General features: G+C 40.8%; 11 protein-coding genes and 1 pseudogene. 8 read left to right on the top strand and 4 right to left on the bottom strand.

Features of this window, described 5'->3' with window-relative positions:
- Nucleotides 1-142: 142 nt before the first annotated feature.
- Together C2869_RS06785 and C2869_RS06780 are read right to left on the bottom strand one after the other, a co-directional pair.
- A complete protein-coding gene (locus C2869_RS06785) occupies nt 143-1,543 on the bottom strand; it encodes an IS4 family transposase (protein WP_108602231.1) in 1,401 nt (466 codons plus the stop codon).
- Nucleotides 1,544-1,848: 305 nt separating this feature from the next.
- Nucleotides 1,849-3,429: a BNR-4 repeat-containing protein gene (locus tag C2869_RS06780; protein WP_108602230.1), complete on the bottom strand. Its 1,581-nt coding sequence runs from the start codon at nt 3,427-3,429 to the stop codon at nt 1,849-1,851.
- Between the two features lie 682 nt (nt 3,430-4,111).
- On the opposite strand from C2869_RS06780, the gene C2869_RS06775 reads away from it, so the two are divergent.
- From C2869_RS06775 to C2869_RS06765, 3 genes are all read left to right on the top strand, one after another.
- Nucleotides 4,112-6,331 (top strand): ATP-binding protein, encoded by a 2,220-nt coding sequence (locus C2869_RS06775; RefSeq protein WP_108602229.1) that lies wholly within the window; start codon nt 4,112-4,114, stop codon nt 6,329-6,331.
- Complete coding sequence (locus C2869_RS06770; protein WP_108602228.1) at nt 6,321-7,529, top strand: sugar ABC transporter substrate-binding protein; 1,209 nt, start codon at nt 6,321-6,323, stop codon at nt 7,527-7,529. Before C2869_RS06775 ends, C2869_RS06770 begins: the two co-directional genes overlap by 11 nt.
- A 67-nt stretch (nt 7,530-7,596) precedes the next feature.
- On the top strand, nt 7,597-8,319 hold the full coding sequence (locus C2869_RS06765) for a tetratricopeptide repeat protein (RefSeq protein WP_108602227.1): 723 nt from the start codon (nt 7,597-7,599) through the stop codon (nt 8,317-8,319).
- A gap of 83 nt (nt 8,320-8,402) precedes the next feature.
- Here C2869_RS06765 and tpiA read toward each other — a convergent pair whose 3' ends face one another.
- Both tpiA and C2869_RS06755 read right to left on the bottom strand, forming a co-directional pair.
- Nucleotides 8,403-9,173, bottom strand: a complete 771-nt coding sequence (gene tpiA / locus C2869_RS06760) for a triose-phosphate isomerase (RefSeq protein WP_108602226.1) — start codon at nt 9,171-9,173, stop codon at nt 8,403-8,405.
- Between the two features lie 222 nt (nt 9,174-9,395).
- Nucleotides 9,396-10,383, bottom strand: a pseudogene (locus C2869_RS06755) (IS110 family RNA-guided transposase).
- 597 nt (nt 10,384-10,980) lie between these two features.
- Here C2869_RS06755 and C2869_RS06750 point away from each other — a divergent pair.
- The 5 genes from C2869_RS06750 to C2869_RS06730 all read left to right on the top strand — a co-directional run bounded on the left by C2869_RS06750 (nt 10,981) and on the right by C2869_RS06730 (nt 18,058).
- Nucleotides 10,981-12,165, top strand: a complete 1,185-nt coding sequence (locus C2869_RS06750; protein WP_108602225.1) for a glycoside hydrolase family 88/105 protein — start codon at nt 10,981-10,983, stop codon at nt 12,163-12,165.
- A gap of 19 nt (nt 12,166-12,184) precedes the next feature.
- Nucleotides 12,185-13,306: a hypothetical protein gene (locus C2869_RS06745; RefSeq protein WP_108602224.1), complete on the top strand. Its 1,122-nt coding sequence runs from the start codon at nt 12,185-12,187 to the stop codon at nt 13,304-13,306.
- A gap of 19 nt (nt 13,307-13,325) precedes the next feature.
- Nucleotides 13,326-14,771, top strand: coding sequence for a sugar porter family MFS transporter (locus tag C2869_RS06740; protein WP_108602223.1), 1,446 nt, complete (start codon nt 13,326-13,328; stop codon nt 14,769-14,771).
- A 31-nt stretch (nt 14,772-14,802) separates the two neighbouring features.
- Complete coding sequence (locus C2869_RS06735) at nt 14,803-16,323, top strand: sulfatase family protein (RefSeq protein WP_228710789.1); 1,521 nt, start codon at nt 14,803-14,805, stop codon at nt 16,321-16,323.
- A 292-nt stretch (nt 16,324-16,615) separates the two neighbouring features.
- Entirely contained in the window at nt 16,616-18,058 is a 1,443-nt protein-coding gene (locus C2869_RS06730) for a sulfatase family protein (protein WP_199915633.1), read from the top strand.
- Nucleotides 18,059-18,490: the final 432 nt, after the last annotated feature.

Raw genomic sequence — 18,490 nt, 5'->3', positions numbered from 1 at the left:
TGCGGTTTAACGGGCAAAGGTTGCAGATATTTAGCAATATCGCGCCTAGAAACCTAATCTGAAGCAGCTCTGCTGCTATTGTCGAAATAAATTTCGACCTACATGGCTGTCTCTTGATCACATTTTTTTCATAAGCTTATACTCAATCTAACGCTTGTATAAGTTCTAAAGATTCGGCGTATATCATGATCTTTTTCCAGCCAACCCATATAGCTTTTACACCCACTTGGCCTGTTCTTTTACTATCATACCACCCACCTATTTTGGCAATCGCATAATAAGCCCAATACAAAGACGGCGGCTCTTGGGGGAGCTCTGTTTTCTTTTCTATTTTTTTCCATAACAGTTTCCACAACAATTGAGGTAATAATCTCTCACATGATATGTTGCGGGCTGCTTCTTTATTCTTGATTAACTGCTGTAACTGCATGAGTCTTATTGCGATGAATGCTTGAACTATAGCCACTCGCTTTAAGTTATCTACACCTTGCATCTTTAGTTTTTCAACTTGAGTGCCATCAGACTTCCAGACTTTATGAAAGTCTTCCACACGCCAGCGTAATTCATAAAAACGCACTAATTTTCTAGCTTGCGCGTCTGAAGTGATCGGTTCTGATGTGTATAACACCCAACATAACTTTTCGTCTTCATTCTCGGCATTAACTTCTTGGCACACAATCATATTAACCGTTAGTTCAGCCGAACCAGTCGCTCTTTTGGGTTTGTTAATGGTGATACTTCTATAACTTAATGCGACATTTGCATCTCGAGCTTTTCTTCCACCTTTTTGCGGCACGTGCACCGTATAATGGCTTTTGGCTGACATCGTTTTAACTGCATCGTTTAAACAGCCTTTAGGTAAATTAAGTTTACGGTTCTCTTTCGCTCGTACAAGAAAGCGATTCCCTTGTTGTTTTTGATAATCTAAATATTCGTAAATATCAGCTTCTCTATCACAAACATCTATTACATTGCTTAAAGAACCCATTCGAGCTGACAGTGTTTCTATATTTTGCTGCCATTTGTAGCTTTCTTTTTCTTCTATTGGCCGTTGTTGAAGCACTTCTTTTTTTTCTGAGTTTTTTTGCTCTCGAAACCAATAATATTGATTCCCTAACCCAAGTATCTGCTCAGAATCAGCATCCATCATGAGTGTAGAGTGAACAAATAACGAACGCCCTTGAGGATTCTTAGCTGATTTTTTTGCTGAGCTGGCATTACCCAGTTTATCGCAAATAGAATGCCGATAACTCAACCCTGTTGTATCTTGAATAGCAAGTACTAACGGCCTTTCTTTGACAATAGTATCGGTGAATTTAAACCCTGACAGAGCAATGTGTTCTGGTCGAACAGCGTGATTTCGAATTAAACGATAAGCCGCTTCAACTGAGGCTGGGTATTCACTCGCACTAACAACAGAATTACCAGCATGGTTGGCCATATCTGTTGTGAATTTCACTAATCGGTCAGTTCTTCTTGAATCGCCTAGTTCAGCATTTCCAAAAATTGAATTGGCCCATTCTTCTGTAGTTGAATTAAACATTAATATGACCTTACATCTATAAAATGTGTATTAGATCATAGAGTTATAAAAATATAAAATATTTGTGTATAAGAGACAGCCTACATGGATGTAGGGAATGCCGTTAAACGTCTGGAACAGTGTACGGCGACCTACATGAATGTAGGGAATGCCGTTAAGCGTCTGGAACAGTGTACGGCGACCTACATGGATTCAATAGCACATTTCTTTCTGGAAACAGTATTAGTGAAGTGAAAAATTGGCTCAGTTTTACAACACTGAGCCAATTTTTTTAATCATCTATTATCAAAACAGGGGATGTCTGGTTAGTTAACCCCTAAATCGATGATCTGTAAATATAGAGGTAACGAACTACCTGAGCCACGCTCCATTAAGTAATAATACGCTTTACCATCTTTAATATGTATCGTGCCGTGGTCAAATTGCGTTCCACCCTTTTGTTGATACATAGGTTTAAAATCATTGGTGCCGCCTTTGGCTTTTTCAACGTAAGGGTAGCCGTTTTTCAAACCAATAATAAAGATGTCGTCACCTGCGGTATAAATTGAATCACCACCGGTAAAATCAGTAGAGATCTTAAATTCTTTGGCTCCTGCTGGCTTATAAGCATGGATCGCCACTTCTTCATAATCAGCACGTTTACGATTAGTCGAGCGCGCTTTACTTATAAAGTGAATATCTTCGTTTTCAGTCACTGTCCAGTCAAAGCCACCAACAATGTGGATCGCGTTAGGCTCTTGATGACTCATGTAGTCGCCCGGCTCAAACACTTTAATTTCGTCTGAATTAACCAAAGGCCATGTCATTGGCTCACCTTTGTGGTTTTTCCAATCACCCATACCATCTGGATGATCTGAGTAGGCGTAATACACGCCGTTTTGGTATTTATAACGGTCGTTATTATCTGCGCTTCGTTGCTGAAAACCGACTCGTAGCTTACCGTTAACATACTTCATAAAACCATATAATCCCCAATTGTAAGGATGGCCATGCGTTTTTTGGTCTTTATGGTTAAATGGGGTAAATCGTGTCCATTTTTGTTTTTCGGCATCATATTTGTTGAAATAATACGCGCCGTTATTGTTACCACCCCAACGCATATAATGAATTAAGGTGCCGTCGGTAGTGGTGTAAAATTTAGGGTAAGTAAAAGCAACAAAGTTGTCTTTGTCATCTAAGTTACCTGTCATGGTTAGATGCTTGTAATCATCCGGCCCTTCACTCACTGCACTGGTATCTTTAACAAATTGCGCTAGGGTAAAGTCTTCATCACTGACATCAGCAGCGCCGGCTACCGAGTATGAATAGCGGAAATAATCATTAATAAAACGGCCTTTGAATCTGCCGTTTTTATCGTCATTACGGTAGGCGTGCATATCGTACACCATATGAATAGTGCCATTGATAGGACTAACCGCTAACCCTATGGTGTTGTGCGATTCACCCACTAACGGATCACCACGGAATCCAGTATGACGATGTGGAAACTCAATTGTTTTAACACTTCCGGTTTTGGTGTTTAAGCGCGATAGCATAACGTTACGATTATCTTTGCCACCTTTGTACCATGTCATAAATACATAGTGTTTATAGGGCTTAACCGCATCACCGTGCGCTGAAATGTTTTTACCAAAGAAATAATCGTAACCCGCGCCTTTTGACGGGTTTTCAAAGGTTTTATGGTTTAATTTTTTACCGTCAAAATGCAAAGCACCGTCGGTAATTTTAGTTTGACTTTGTAAAGTCACCTTATTTTTGGCTGCCAAAGTCGCAGAAGACAAGGCTGCAGAAGATGAAGTCTGCTCAGTAGCAGTACAGCCAGCTAGCAAAGCAATGGCTATTAAGCTGCTGATCGAGGGTAAGCATAATCGTTTATATTTATTCATGAGTTTTACTTTTTTAAAAAGTTATACAAAAGATAAGTCAGAATTAGCCAAAATGACTAGTTCAACTTATAAAAAAACACATGTATTTATAAACCAGTTTCACAAAAGATTAAACATGATTTACAAAGATTTAAATTGATTGATATTAATTAATTGTTTTACTAGGAGTTTTTATTGGTTTTTTGGCCTTACCCTGCGGCTAATCTATTCTTTGCCCATTTCTAGTCCATTCTTAACCCTTTCCTAATAGAAAAGTGCTCAGTCGATAATCAATTTATATGCTATACCTTTAGGTATTAGCGCATTAACTATAGTCAAAGCGATCAGGTTTTAGGGGCAGGTTTCTAGTTCCAGACGAAACCTAAGTACCTACATCCATGTAGGCAAAGCTGTCAAAGCTACCGCGTCCTGCTCTCGCCCCTTACCTGCATCCATGCAGGCAAGCTTCGAGACCCCATGAGCATATGCTCTACTATGTGATTGGGGCAGCCTAAAGGGATTTAGGTAGTAGGACGACGCAGGAGCCAAAGTCGAGAGTAAGCGCAGACAATGAACCATAAGACCTGAGCGAGAAGACTATAAAAAGTTTTGAACCGTTTTATTTGCAACCAACAACCCATTATAGGGTTGATTTAACATCGACAAACTTTAGATCAGCTAAACCACCTACAGAGAATGTACATTGAGTATTAACCCAGGCAAACCGCAATTCAGGCAAGTACTTATCGGCTCTATTACCGCGTTTGTTCTGATCCCGTTATTGCTGATTGCTGGCTATTTTATTTATCAAACTTATCAAATTAATATTAGACAAGCTTATCAACGAGTAAACTTACAAGCCGAGTCAGAAGTGTTTGATTTGTCGATGAAGCTGTCTGAAATCAATCATGAAATTAATCGACTGATACGTAAACAAGTCATGGGGGAAGTCGCGGTCAACATTTTGTATTCACAATATGTTGTCAACGAAATGCAGTCGCTGGTAGAAAATAACCCTTACGTAAATGGCGTAGCTATTTTAGACGGCTCTGAGTTTGTTGTAGAAGCTTACCCAACCAATATACTTAAACTACAAACCCAGCAATTAGTTATCGCCACGCAACAACTAATGGCCACCAGCCACTTTGACAGCAAGGTGTCGATATTAACACTCAAAAAATCTACATTATTTAAGCAAGTAGCCGATCGCAATAAAACCCTATTAATATTGGGCTTTCCTCTACTCAAAAGTCAAAAATCTATCATAGAGCCATATAAAGCGACGGGGGCCTTGTATGCATTTATCGACACGCAAGCCTTGTTTAATTTCAACTCGCAACACCACCTTGATATACCTAGCAATAAAACCTGGTTACTTAACGAACAACTCATATTGCATACAGGTGAAACACTGACTAACCCTGTTATTAGTGGTAAAGCCAGCATGCAAAAGCAATTAGTCTCAGATGGTCAACCGATTGACATCACAGTGGAGATAAACCAAGACAAAGAGAGTCATTTACAAGATGTGTATCAGTCGACTATTGCGGTTGGAGGCTTATTTGTCGCGGTACTGATTATATTGACCTTATCCCTGCTCACCTTCAGCAAAAAAATCAGTTCTCCTTTAATCAAAGTTAAACTGCTGAGCCAACGATTCGCCAGTGGTAATTATGCCGCCGCCGATTATCAAGCCGAGTACCAAGAGTTTGTTGAACTGGTTGAAAATATGAATAACATGGCCGCGACAATAACTAATCAGATGAACAATTTACAGCAAGCAAAAGAACGAGCTGAAATATCTGAGCAAGCCAAGGCCCGATTTCTGGCTAACATGAGTCACGAAATACGTACGCCGTTAAATGGCATAACAGGCTTAATTAATATTGCCAGTGATACGTCTGATCTTAATGCCAAACAACGCCACTTAGATGAAGCCCGCAACCTAGCAAAACTCATGTTAATGCTAGTAAACGACATATTAGATTTTTCAAAATTAGAAAAAGGTGAAGTTAAAGTCGAACACATTGAATTTAATCTCAATTCAATTATAGACACCTTAATGAGTACCATGGAGGTTTTAGTTCAAAACAAAGCGCTGACTTTACAATATGAAATGCAAGCCGATGTGCAACCCTATTACATTGGCGATCCAACTCGGATCAGCCAAGTGCTATTTAATCTGGTGTCTAATGCCATTAAATTTACCGAAAAAGGCAGTGTTTCGATTCAAGTTGCCGTTAATAATCAACACAATCCACCATTAGTCGAATTCAATGTTATTGATACTGGTATAGGTATTGAACAAGACAAACTGCCCACTTTATTTGAATCGTTTAAACAAGCCGATGTTTCAACAACCCGAAAATACGGCGGAACCGGTTTAGGCTTGTCGATTGCCAAACATTTAGCTCAACTCATGGGAGGTGACATTAATGTCACCAGTACAGTCGGTAAAGGTTCTTGTTTCAGTGCGTCGTTCGCGCTTAAACCTTGCCATCAAGCGCCAAGCCAAAGCAAAGAAGAGCTCGACATTCCCAATTTAACTAACAAGCAAGTCTTGGTGGTTGAAGATAATGAAATTAATCGCACTGTGATCTGCCATTTAATTCAACCTACCCATGCCCAAGTAACCACGGCGGAAAATGGCCAGCTAGCGGTTGACTTAGCAGCTAAACAGCCATTTGATCTTATTTTAATGGATATTCAAATGCCAGTAATGGACGGTTTACAAGCGACTAAGCTGATCCGCCAAATGGGTATTTCAACCCCAATCGTGGTGCAATCAGCCAATGTGATGCAAACAGAAGTAGACTCTTACCTTTCTGCCGGCGCAAACAGTCATATCGCTAAACCGATTAATCCAGCAGAGTTATATCAAACCATGCAAAGCTATGCTTTAGGAGCTATCAATGTTGATTAGAGCTTGGCTAGCGCGAACCATTTTACTATTAATGTTATTGTGCCCTTGGCAGTCAGTGTTTAGCCAAACCTCAAGTAACACCATCACTTTGGCGTTTGGTTATGAAAATTATGACTTTGCACCACTAATTAAAAAGTTTGAGTTACAAACGAATATTAAGGTCAACATTGCCGGTTATAAAAATGACTTGCTCAAAGTGGAGTTATTGCAAAGAGCCAAAAATAATAGCTTACCCGATGCGGTTATCGTGCCCGCGGATTTTTTAGGCATTAAAGATATTGGCTTTTTAACCTTGTCGGTAGATTGGATAAACCCCAATGTGGGTAAAACAAATTTAATGGCTGTTAGCCATCGCCAACAGATCAAAGGGGTACCGGTTATTGCCGGTAATCACTTACTCTTGTATTACAACAAAGCCTTGGTCAAGCAACCCGCTCGCTCTTGGGTTGAACTGCAACAGCAAAAGCAAACATTAAACAGCGATAAGCAAATTGATTTAATCGGCTGGAGTTACAACGAAATGTTTTGGTTTGCACCGTTTTTAAATGCCTTTGGTGGTTCCCCCTTAGCTAACAACCAAGTTAACCTAAACACTGCGGCTATGCGACAAGCCATGACCTTTTATCACCAATTAGCCAAAAGCGGCTTGGTCAATGAAAACTGTGATTACGAATGCTCATCAAACAAGTTTACCCAACAACAATTACGCTATGTTTATAATGGTGTGTGGGCATATGGCTTGTACCAAAAGGCGTTAGGCGATAATTTGGGTATTACCAGGTTACCTGCAATTGGCAAGCGGCCAATGAAACCGTATTTTTCAGTACATGCACTGGGTTTTCCGAGCACACTCTCAAACAAGTCAAACAAAAAACTCACCGACAATCTCAAACAGTTAGCGTTATTTTTTCAATCTGAAGCCACTCAATTAGCCATGTGGCAAAATTTAAACTCATTACCAGTTCACCAAAATGTTATGCAGCAAATTTTGCTCAATGCTGATGATAATTTGCAAGCAATTATTCGCCAGCTAGTCGATGCAGAGCCCATGCCAAACGATTTAGCCATGTCGATTGTTTGGGAGGCTATGTTAAAAGGTAACCGACGTTACTGGGCCGATGTATTTGATGTCAATCAAGCCAGTCGCTACATGCAACATATAGCCACTAAATCAGTAGAAGAGCTTAGCCAAGACTAAAACACAACTGGCTTGATCCACGCTAGCAAGCTAAAATAATTTTATTAACACCAATGTTTGTAAACCTATGCAATTTAAACGATTTTTTTCTGCCGGACTTGGCCTATTGTTATTCTCAAGTTCTGCCTTAGCTGATTTAGAAGCGGGAATTGATGCCGCTAATTTTGGCGATTTTTTAACAGCGCGCGCCGAATTTGAAGCGCTAGTAGAAAAGAACTATGCGCCTGCCATGTATCATTTAGCCGAGTTATACGCCAAAGGCCTAGGGGTTGCTAAAGATCCAAGCAAGGCACTTGCGCTATACACCCAAGCCGCAGACTTGCAACTGCCAGAGGCCATTTTTAAACTGGGTGTCATGTACAAAGAGGGTATTGGTGTTGAACGAGATTTAGCTAAAGCCGTATTTTGGTTTAAACGCGCCGCACTGAAAGATATGGTCGCCGCGCAATTTAACTTAGGTGTGATGTACAGTAATGGTCAAGGGGTAACACGCGACTATAAGCAAGCTTTCGACTGGTATGTAAAAGCCGCCTCGAATAACAGTAGCTCAGCGCAGTTTAATTTAGCCTTAATGTATTACGAAGGAAAAGGCGTAAGAAAAAGCGTCAAACACTCCTACATATGGAATACCATCGCCGCTTATAACGGCCATTTAGATGCTAAAAAAAGTAAAAAAATCGACCAGCGCAGTTTAAATGAGCAAGAAATTAAACAGGCTAAATCAGAAGCGGATAGTATTTATTGGCAAATTAAAAGCGGCAAGTATTACGGCCCAAGCAAGCGCCATTAACAATTTACCTGGTAACTGCTGCCTGTTACCCATCATTAAATGCAAGTGCCTGCGTCTTTACAGGCACTGCAATCAATAATCTATTAAGCGGTTTCTAAAACAGCTTGCCCTGCAAAACAGATCTTCTCAAAAGAGGCTGCTTTAAGTGAAGCGCCACCCACTAAAAAGCCATCAATATCATTTTGTGCAAAAAGCTCATCGGCGTTATTTTCATTCACGCTACCACCATAAAGAATGGTCATTTCATCAAACAATATTGGCTCTAAACTACGTAAGTAAGCACGAATTAACGCGTGAATTTGTTGGGCTTGTTCTGCCGTTGCAGTTTGGCCTGTACCAATTGCCCAAATAGGCTCGTAAGCAATAACAACTGATTTAAAAACTTCGCTACCCACTTTATCAATAATGGTTTTTATTTGAGATAAAATGACAGTTTGCGTTTCGTTGCTGGCTCTTTCTTCTAATGTTTCACCAATACACAATACGGGCGTTTGATTATGCGCAACGGCTAGCTTTATTTTCTCAGCGATATGTTCATCTGACTCTTTAAATAAGGTACGACGCTCAGAATGCCCCACCAATACGTATTGGCAAGCAAACTCTTGCAGCATACTAGCTGAAGTTTCACCGGTGTAGGCGCCTTTTTCAGCAAAACCAACATTTTGCGCACCTAATGCAATTGGGCTGCTTTCTAACAAATCGTATACTTGCGATAGATATACAAACGGCGGACAAACAGCAATTTGAGTATTTTGAGGTTTGTCTGCAAAAGCGACGATAGATTTTAACAGTGAAAAATTTGAAGAAAAATCACCATTCATCTTCCAGTTTGCAATAACGAGCTTGTGTTTCATGTTGATCTCTTAATTGATTATTTTTAATCATTTTAAATCACACAAGATCATTTACAATAATTTAATGTCAAAATAACAACAATAAATGATATTTATCGCGCCTAAGCTAGATCTGCTTATGGTGAAACATATGTCTGCCGCCCCCCATACATCAAACCAATCCATAGTTTACAAACCAAACCTTGTAGATACCATCTCTCTATACCGGTCTCAAGTACTAATTTATGTTACTTGAGGCTGATAATTTGTTTGTGTTTTGACCACGCCAAAACATATTTGTGCAAGCTTTCGCATCGCAGCGCCCAAGGCTTCCATTTTCGTTTTTCCTTTGGCTAATAAGCGCGCTTTCTGTGCCCTTATATCTGGATTATGCTGGCTAGCAACAACCGCTGCCATATACAATTTTTCTCTTATGTAACCCGGCCCTTCTTTGCTCAAGGTCGTTTTTCCAGCTCGCTTTCCGGACTCTTTCATCTTAGGAATTAACCCCAAATAAGCCGATAATTGCTTTGCATCCTTAAAATCTTTACTGGCAAATAAGCTCACCATAATCCTAGAAATAACTGGACCCACACCTTTGATAGTTAATAAGAAATCTCTGTTTTTTCCTAAATCTGGGTGACGGTCAATATGGTCATCAATCTCTTCTGTGAGCTTATTAATTTCTTCTTTTAACGCTGAAATCATGTTTTCTAATGATTCAATTACACGTTTTGATGCACTTGAAAAATCAGCCGCTTCAAATCGATTTTCTTCTCGTTGTAAATCTTTCTCTAGTGCTTCCAATCGGCGCAACATAGCTCTTAACTCCCTGAATTCCTTGGTCTCTGGCTGCCAATGAGATAAAGAATACTGTCTGTCGTGGCCATACCTCGCTAGCATTATCGAGTCTGATTTATCTGTCTTGTGAACCAAATCTAAGGCCTGAGCATACTTGTATGCTTTACCAGGATTAGCTTGTTGTAAAATAAAGCCTTTTGCATGTAAAAAAATACATCAAGGGTTCACTATAAACACCGGTTGGTTCAACGGTGATAACAATCTCTTGAGGTGTTAAACCTGTATTTTTAAGTAACCATTCGGCTAATGCTTCATGGCCTTTAGAGGTGTTTTTTAACACCTTTGTTTTCTTTTTATTTGTGGTGACATCACGAAGCCAACACACGTCTAATTTATCTTTACTAACATCAATGCCTGTAAAAGCCTTCATCTCTATTTACTCCCCTTGTACATGCAGCGTCAAGCGCTTGGATACCATTCAGTTTTATGGAGGTTAGGAAGCCAGGGTATAATCTACAAAACATCATTTTCTGATAAGACGAGCAACATACTTCACTGGCTTCCCGATGTGATAAGTGCTAGCTAAACACCTATCACAGAGAGATACAAGACGAGCATTTATGCTTGTGAACCTGCAAACCCAACCCAAAAGAGCAAGACTGCCAAAAGTAGGGGCTTGTAAGCCAAGTCTCACCTAGAAGCCACAAAGAGATATTTAACATATCTTTAAAATCAAACTTCATTATTTATAGCCAACTTGAAATCATCTGACTGCTAATGACCTATTGATTGGTAAACACCTCTAACAATACAAAATAAATATAACCTTTAATTTCATACAGATAATGTAAATTTTTGCTAAGAACCCTTATATCATACCTAGACTGATAATATTTACACATGACCACAGATGACTGCAAATGATTTTTAATGTATAAATAACAAATGTAGATTATTTCGTTAACGATGTAAAAAAGTCTTAGGGCTTTACTCGTTTAGCGCGCTATTCAGAATTAAGTGTAAATACATGAATAAACAATTTTTAAGATTTGGCCTGTCAGCGCTTTTATCATTAGGTATCGCAAGTTGCTCTTTAACCGATGACAGCACAGAAATTAAAAACACCACTCAAGTTGCTGCGCATGATATAGGGCAACGCGTGGCTCAATGGCAATTAGCTCACTTGGATAATTTTGACTATTTGGCAGAGCGTTATCGAATAGGCACCGCCGAGCCAAGAAATTGGATCCAAGCGACTTTCTATATTGGCTTAACTCGCTGGACAGAAACAGTGAATGACCAAGAGTTGTTTGACCATATCGCCTCTATGTCAAAACAACAAAAGTACGGCATGCGTTTAAAGCGCGGCAAACATGCTGACGATCATGCAATTGGTCAAACTTATTTATGGCTAACCGAGCAAACCGGTAACAAAGAGACTTATATTCCGACTAAAGGTTTATTTGATGCCATTCTCGCTTCGCCTTCCAATGTCGGTTTAGAAATGCAACACGACGCGTTACCCAAGCGTTGGGGTTTTGAAGGCCCTTGTCAGGATAGATGGTGTTGGGCAGATGCCTTATTTATGGCACCGCGAGCTTGGTTAAAGTTGAGTAATGTCACTGGCGATCCTAAATATTTTGAGTTTGCCGACAAAGAATTTTGGGCCACAGTTGATTACTTATTCTCAGACAAATACGGTCTGTTTTTCCGTGATAGCAGTTACTTCGATAAAAAGAGTGACAATGGCGAACCCGTATTTTGGAGTCGTGGTAATGGCTGGGTATTTGCCGCGTTACCCTTAATTATTGACGACTTACCGAAAGATCATCCTTCGCGTGATCGTTACATCGATTTATATAAACGCAATGCCGCTGGTTTACAGCGTATTCAAAACGCAAATGGCTATTGGCCTGCATCACTGCTTGATCCGAACAAAGTGAAAACGCCAGAGGTAAGCGGCACTGCATTTATTACTTTTGGTTTAGCTTGGGGTGTTAACAACGGCATTTTAACCGAGCAAAAATATACAAGCTCGGTACAAAAAGGCTGGGCGGCAATTGAAAAAGCGATTGAGCCAAATGGTCGAGTTAACTGGGTGCAACAGGTGGGGAAATCACCGGATCCGGTTAGTAAAGATGATACGCAGTTATATGGTGTTGGTGCGGTATTGCTAGCTGCATCTGAAATGACCCATTGGCAAACACGCTAAGTAAGCAGTTGCATTGATTATGAAATTTAAATCACTTTATTCGAGTTTGCTAGCTGGCTTAGCGTGTTTAAGCTTCAGTAGTGTCGCTGCCAGTCAGATCCCGAACCACGGTTTTGTGGTAATTGAAGCTGAAGATTTTGCCAGCCAACACTTAGATGATAAGCGTCGCTGGTTGGTATTCTCAAAGCAGAATCACGAACATGGCTATGCGGATAGCGACTTAGCTCACTATCACGATGCCAGTTTAGGGCGTTATATTGAGATTTTACCTGATACTCGCGCCAACCATTCGGAAGCACTCATTATTGGCGAGAACTTTTCTTCTGAACCCGGTACAGTCGCGGTACTCACCTATCCGGTTTATTTCGCACAAGCCGGAACCTATTACGTGTGGGCTCGTGCCTACAGTACCGGCAGTGAAGATAACGGCGTGCATATTGGCCTTAATGGGCAATGGCCAGAAACAAGCCAACGCTTGCAATTATGTGACGGCAAGCATGTATGGACTTGGTCTTCCGCGCAACGTGTGCCAGATAATCATTGCGGAACACCAAGAACCATCACGCTAGAAGTGCCAGCACCGGGTGTTCACACTGTGATGATCTCGATGCGTGAAGATGGCTTTGAACTCGACAAGCTATTGCTTACCACTGACGAAACATACCAACCCCAAGGCATAGATAAAACGCGTATTGTTGCTAAGCCCAAGCCCTTAGCTTTAAAACAAGATCTTTTCGGCATTAAGCAATATAAAAAGGTATTGCGCTATCCACAGGATCTGCAAGTTGATAACAATATTGCTCAGTACCAAGTCAAACGCCGCGACGCAGGTGAATATCGCTTAACTTTGGTCACAGTCGCCAATAATGAAAACGCCGCAAAATATCAAGTTCAGCATAATGGCAAAGTGATTGGCGAGTTTCAAAACCCTATTGTTCAGACCAAACAGCAAGAGAATGACCAAGAGAGTGGCCAAGAGCAGCACTTTCATATCGACAAAGTAACACTGACTGAAGGTGACAGCTTAAAAGTGATTGCGTTAGCAAACTCAAAACAAAAAACCGGTCAATGGCGCGCACTTGCGATTGTCCATCAAGAAGAACTTAACTTAGGTCGCTCGCTAAGCGCAGCCAACCGCTAAACAATTTAACAGGAACATCATGAGTCAAGATATTCTCAACCCGACTGCTAGCCCAACAATGGCCAGTAGTAACACCAACGAGAACACCTGGTTTGTTGTCTTTATTAGTTGTATTGCAACCATAGGCGGCTTTTTATTTGGTTTTGATAGCGGCGTAATCAACGGCACAGTCGACGGCCTACAAACCGCATTTAATTCTAACAGTGTCGGCACAGGTTTTAACGTGGCCTCTATGTTACTCGGTTGTGCTATTGGTGCTTTTTTTGCCGGTACGTTAGCTGATGTATATGGTCGTCGCGCCCTGCTTATTGTGTCTGCGGTTTTATTTATTATTAGTGCTTGGGGATCCGGCATTGCCGACTCTTCGCTTGAGTTTATCCTGTATCGTGTCATTGGTGGTCTTGCCGTTGGTGCCGCTAGTGTTATGGCACCCGCCTATATCAGTGAAGTCGCACCGGCGAAATATCGCGGCATGTTAACCACAATCCAACAAGTTGCGATTATCTTTGGCTTGTTTATGGCCTTTGTTAGCAACTATTTAATTGCCGATGTCGCTGGGTCTTCAGTCTCTCCATTATGGCTGGACTTTGAAGCATGGCGTTGGATGTTTTGGATAGAGCTAGCTCCAGCCACCCTATTCATGTTTGCACTGTTGTTTATTCCAGAAAGCCCACGTTATTTAGTGGCTAAAGGAAAAATCGACGCAGCGCAAAATGTATTAAGTCGCTTATACGGTAAAGATGTCGCTAAAGATAAAGCGGCTGAAATAGACCAATCGTTAGCGCAAGATCATCACAGCCCCAAATTATCAGATTTAATTGACAAAGTATCAGGCAAAGTCCGACCTATCGTTTGGGTTGGTATTGGTTTGGCTGTGTTCCAGCAGCTTGTTGGTATTAACGTGGTTTTTTATTACGGAGCCGTGTTATGGCAAGCGGTTGGCTTTTCTGAAAGTGACGCACTATTAATTAATGTGATTGGTGGTGGTGTGAGTATCGCCGCTTGTTTTATCACCATGGCATTGATCGACAAAATCGGCCGAAAACCTTTATTAATCATTGGCTCTATAGGTATGACGCTCACTTTAGCGGCGATGGTTTTCGCCTTTGCCAATTCTGCCACCGATGCCAGTGGCAACCTAGTTTTAGGTAGCTTAGGTACGCTTGCCCTAATTGCTGCTAATGCTTATGTGTTCTTTTTTAACATTTCTTGGGGTCCTGTTATGTGGGTAATGTTAGGTGAAATGTTCCCTAATCAAATTCGTGGTTCTGGACTCGCGATTGCTGGTTTGGCCCAGTGGTTAGCTAATTTTGCTATCACTATTTGTTTCCCAATTATGTTAGCCAGTATTGGCCTAGCGGGCGCTTATAGTTTTTATGCTTTATGTGCGCTGATTTCAGTATTTTTTGTTATCAAATTAGTGCATGAAACCAAAGGTATCGAGCTAGAAAAGATGCAAGGTTAACCCTTGCATCAAAGCGCAAAACCATTCCGCTGTGAATAAATATTTAAAGAAAATTTTAACCACTATGTTACTCAAAAAAATTAGCAAACCATTAACCACAGTCGCCGTGTTAGCCTTGCCATTGTTACTGGCAAGTTGTGGTACTAGTTCGGGTACTCATTCTGATACAAAAACCTCTGGCGAGGCAGCTCAGGTTAAACCGCAGAAAAAGCCCAATATCCTGTTTATTCTGTCAGATGATCACCGCTGGGATCTCATCGGTAAATACCATCCGATTATCAAAACGCCGAACTTAGATAAGTTAGCCAACCAAGGTACAGTATTTAAAAACGCCTTTGTTACCACACCTATTTGTGCGACCAGTCGTATTAGTATTTTGACCAGCTTAACCGAACGCACCCATGACTTTACCTTTCGTCGTCCGGCAACTGGCTTAGCTGAAAGTAATAGCGCTTACCCCAAAGTGTTAAAAGACAACGGCTATAACACAGCGTTTGTCGGCAAGTATGAAATTAAACTATCTGGCCCTGATGAAAGTCGCTTTGACTTTTTTAAACCATTATTACAAGCCAAAACGGTGGAATATAAAGGTCAAGAACTACCGCAAACCTATTACATTGCAGAATTAGCAAAAGAATTTATTCAGCAAAACCAAGGTGGTGAAAAACCTTGGGTAATGGCCGTTAATTTTTGGGATCCGCATGCCCATGATCGCGACCAAGAGTTGCAATATCACTACCCTGAAGAGTTTGAAAGTTACTATCAGGACATTACCATTCCACCAGCTAAATTTTCGCAAGACGACACGTTTGCTAAGTTACCTCAATTTCTGCAAGAGTCGATTGGCCATGTTAGATGGAAGTATCGTTTTGGCACTGAAGCCATCTATCAAAAAATGGTTAAACGCCATTACCGCGCTATCAGTGGTGTCGACAAAGCCATAGGTAAAATTTACCAAGAACTGGAAAAACAAGGCATGGCCGATAACACTGTTATTATCTATGCCGGTGACAATGGCTATAGCATGAACGAACGCCAGTTAGCCGGTAAATGGTTTGGCTGGGAAGAAGACTTACGCATCCCGCTTATCATTTACGATCCACGCAATGCTAAGACCAAGGGTAAAGAGCATAACGAAATTGCCTTAAATATCGATATTGCCCCAACAATATTAGCGCTAGCTGACGTTAAAGCTCCAGAGTCTTATCAAGGTTCAAGCTTAACTCCTATTCTAAACGGCGAAAGCCCAGATACTTGGCGCCAAGAATTCTTCTTCGAGCATATGTATCAACCTAAGCGTGTGTCTATACCACCAACAGTCGGTATTCGTACTCAACAATGGAAGTATGTTGATTTTTACAAGCACGACTTTCAACAGTTGTATGACTTAGTGAATGATCCAGAAGAACAACACAATTTGGCCTACTCAGCTCAGCATCAAGCAACATTAAAGGAATTAAGCCAACGCACAGACCAATATATAGCGAAATATGAAGCTCAGCGCAGTGAAGAGGTTAAGCAAAGAAAATCTTATATTAATCAGCGCAATTAAATGGTTTTAATGAAAAAAAATAACTAGTGCTGTTTCAATTTATTTTTGATTAGTTGAAAACATCGGTGATCACTTTCACACTGAGCGCGAAGCAGTCGAAGTGTCTGTAAGTTAGAAAGTAATAAGACTTCGACGAGCTCAGCCTGAAGTTGTTTATTTAATCTCAATGAGGTTTAAAACATCTTGAGTGACAGTAAATTATGCGAGTGATTCAACTGATCATTTCTTTATTGAAAAGAAACTAGTATCGCCATCGCCCCTAAGGGCTAAATAGAAATTCAGGAACAACACAATGCAATTTTTTAAACTCAAACAGGCATTAATTAAATTTAAGCCTACAGCAACCTTAAAAACTTTGATGGTTTCTTCGGTTATCGCTCTATCAACCGGCTGCTCTCTAACATCAAGCGATAAAACCGAAGCAAGTGTTGAGCAATCAGCTAAAACGCCGCCTAATATCTTATTGATTTTGTCGGATGACCACGCTTGGAATGATTACAGTTTTATGGGTCATGAAATTGTAAAAACGCCATCATTAGATAAGCTAGCCGCAGAAGGGGTTACCTTTAAGCGCGGTTATGTACCAACCTCATTATGCCGCCCGTCGTTAGCGACAATCGCGACAGGGTTATACGCCTATCAGCACGGTATTACCGGTAATGATCCTTCACGTAAACTACCTGGTGGTAAAAAAGGCGCAGAGTATAAAAAACAACGTGCCGAGATTATCGCCAAAATAGACAAGGTAAAATTACTACCTAACTTACTTAAAGAAAAAGGTTATGTATCGCTACAAACCGGTAAATGGTGGGAAGGTAATTTTGCTCGTGGTGGCTTTGATGAAGGCATGACACGTGGTTTTCCTCAAAAAGGTGGCCGTCACGGTGACGATGGTTTAAAAATTGGCCGAGAAGGTGTCGACATCATCACCAATTTTATGGATAAAAGCAGCGCGGCTGGCAAGCCATTTTTAGTTTGGTACGCGCCATTTATGCCACATACCCCGCATACACCACCACAGCGCTTACTTAAAAAATACTCAAACCTTGGCTTAGCTGAGTCTGTCGCTAAATACTACGCCATGATCGAGTGGTTTGACGAAACCAATGGCCAATTAATGGATCACCTAGAAAAAACAGGCTTAAAAGACAACACACTTGTGGTTTATGTTTCTGATAATGGTTGGATCACCAATCCTAAACAAACCGACCGCTTTTTACCTAAATCGAAGCAAAGCCCGAACGAAAGTGGCGTTCGTACACCAATAATGTATTCATTACCTAGCCAATTTAAGCCACAAATGCGCACCGAAGCGACGAGCAGTATCGATATCGTCCCTACTATTTTAGGCGCAGCCGGTATCGATATTCCTAAAGAATTACCAGGTGTTAATTTATTCGACAATATGAAAAACCAAACACCAATTGAACGCGATACTATTTTTGGTGAAGGTTTTGCGCATGATATGGATGATTTAAATGATCCCGAATCAACGCTACTTTATCGTTGGGTTATTGATGGGGAATGGAAACTGATCTTGAGCTATGACGGCACCAACGTCAGTTATCAAAAATATCATGATGACTTTTTAGTGGGCCCGCGCTTATACAACATAAAAAAAGACGAGTACGAAAAAGTTGATTTAGCTGCTAAGCACCCAGAAATTGTCGCTCGCTTGTCGAAAAAAATAGCCGATTGGTATCCAGTAACCAAACGTAAAGTACTACAAAAGTAACCGCTGTTAATAGTCAAAGCGATCGGGTTTTAGGGGTAGGTTTCTCGTTCCAGACGAAACCTAAGTACCTACATCCCTGTCTCTTGATCACAAGTTTCAGAAGCGTTCTTTTACGTCAAAAGGTTGAAATTTTATCACCTAGGCTTAGGAAAATACCCTCGTCATCCTCGCGCATGCGAGGATCTAGCGACTTTTGTTGGATAAACATAGTTTGGTTTAAGCAAAAGCCACTAGGTTCCTGCATGGATGCAGGTACTTAGGGCTAGCAGGACGCGATAGCTGTGCTTTCGCAGGAAAGACGGTACTTTTAAAACCATTAAATACTACCGACTAATCCGCAATTGTATTCGACTTTTGGTTAGCTTGAGATAATTAATATTTGTGTAGAAGAGACAACTAAGTACTTGTCTTTACTAGATATTTAAAACATAC

The organism is Saccharobesus litoralis, assembly GCF_003063625.1.
Lineage (GTDB): Bacteria > Pseudomonadota > Gammaproteobacteria > Enterobacterales > Alteromonadaceae > Saccharobesus > Saccharobesus litoralis.
The sequence above is the reverse complement of the archived record's forward strand: the minus strand, read 5'-3'. Positions and strand labels throughout refer to the sequence as shown.